General features: G+C 61.7%; 3 protein-coding genes and 1 pseudogene. 1 reads left to right on the forward strand and 3 read right to left on the reverse strand.

The window, feature by feature from the left end; genetic code table 11:
* Window positions 1-414: pseudogene (locus BMW66_RS20455) on the forward strand (MBL fold metallo-hydrolase); the annotation flags it as partial.
* Window positions 415-560: 146 nt separating this feature from the next.
* Here BMW66_RS20455 and BMW66_RS20825 read toward each other — a convergent pair.
* The 3 genes from BMW66_RS20825 to BMW66_RS19805 all read right to left on the reverse strand — a co-directional run.
* Window positions 561-785 carry a hypothetical protein gene (locus tag BMW66_RS20825; RefSeq protein ID WP_425441347.1) on the reverse strand — a complete coding sequence of 75 codons (225 nt, stop codon included), beginning with the start codon at window positions 783-785 and terminating at the stop codon, window positions 561-563.
* A complete protein-coding gene (locus tag BMW66_RS19800) occupies window positions 736-1,167 on the reverse strand; it encodes a DNA polymerase ligase N-terminal domain-containing protein (protein WP_245729577.1) in 432 nt (143 codons plus the stop codon). Before BMW66_RS19800 ends, BMW66_RS20825 begins: the two co-directional genes overlap by 50 nt.
* A gap of 75 nt (window positions 1,168-1,242) precedes the next feature.
* Window positions 1,243-1,503 (reverse strand): cold shock domain-containing protein (locus BMW66_RS19805; protein ID WP_175483344.1); only part of this gene is annotated, 261 nt, incomplete at its 5' end.

The following is a 1,503-nucleotide window of genomic DNA, read 5'->3' on the forward strand; positions in this document are numbered from 1 at the left end:
GTCGCGGGCGATGCGGCCTTCGTGCATGACACGCTGATGATGCCCGAAAGCGGCACCAGTCGGGCGGACTTCCCCGGCGGCAGCACCGAGGATCTCTGGAATTCCCTTCGCGCGATCCTCGACCTGCGGCGCGACACACGGCTCTATGTTGGGCATGACTACCCTGGCGACGGTGCTGCTCCTGAATACATGGCGACCGTGGCCGAACACCGCCTGCGCAACCGCCATGTCAAGGACGGGATCGGCAAGGCCGAGTTCATCGCCACGCGCCGCGCCCGCGATGCAACACTGCCGTTGCCCGCGCGCATGCTCGCGGCGCTTCAGGTCAATATCCGCGGCGGGTGCCTGCCCGAGGCTGAGGCAGACGGGCACAGCTACCTGAAATTCCCGCTCAGGAAATTCGAGCCACGATGAGCAACGGCCAGAATTCGGCGTTTGTCCGGATGAAGGATACCGCTCCACGGGGTATTTGTGATAGTGGTTGCCGACTTCACGTCGATACCCCGTTCAAAAGGTTTCGGCCAATCCTGCCACCGGCAACGCACTATCACCGCTGCCGCTCATTCCCCCTCGCTCGCCGCGATCTCGTCTAAAGCGCAGCCTGACATCACCGACCTCGGTTCGGTAGAAACGGGGTTTCGCCGTGCGTCCGCCGCCGCGTCATCCATCTTGATCAGCAGCCAATGATCCGCGTCATCATCAATCCGCTGCAAGGCGTAACCGCCATGGATCTTCTCACCGGAAAGCCAGACCAGAGCGTGCCCCTTTGCCAGCGCCTCCGACATCGACGGTGGGCCATTCTCCGTCTCGGTGATGTTCTCGTAGGTCCCACGATCCCAGATCAGCACGGTCCCCGCGCCATATTCGCCGGCAGGTAATGACCCCCTCGAAATCGGCATAGTCGAGCGGATGGTCCTCTGTTGCGATGGCAAGCCGTTTCTCGCGCGGATCGGTGGATGGCCCCTTCGGCACCGCCCAGCTTTTCAGAACGCCACCCACCGCCAGCCGGAAATCGTAATGCAGGTTGTTGGCGTCGTGCTTCTGGATCACGAAAACGGGGTTTCCCGACGTGCTGCCGACATCGCCTCTGAGTTCGGTGCTGCGCGAAAAGTCAAGCCTTTCGCGGTACCGGTCCAGCCTGTCGCGATCATGCTGGTGTTTCACCATACTCCCATCCCTTCCGCATCAAGTGGCCCATGCCGCCAAAGCGAGATGACGGCCCCACCCTGGCACGCGGGGCCGTCACTGTCCGGGGTCGTATTCCAAGCCGCTGATCGGGCGCACGGTGCTTGCCTGCGGCCCGATCGCACTTTCCTTGCTCTGCACGACCATTTCAACCGGGTCGCCCTGTGCGAGATCGGCAAACTTCCCATCCACGACACTGTTTTCGTGGAAATAGATCAACCGGTTGTCGGTCGCGATGATCTGGCCATAGCCCTGATCATGACGAATCTCGACGATCTTGCCCTGCAATGGAGCGTCGTGATGCTTGACGTCACGTTG

It is taken from the genome of Salinihabitans flavidus, assembly GCF_900110425.1.
Taxonomy (GTDB): Bacteria; Pseudomonadota; Alphaproteobacteria; order Rhodobacterales; family Rhodobacteraceae; genus Salinihabitans; species Salinihabitans flavidus.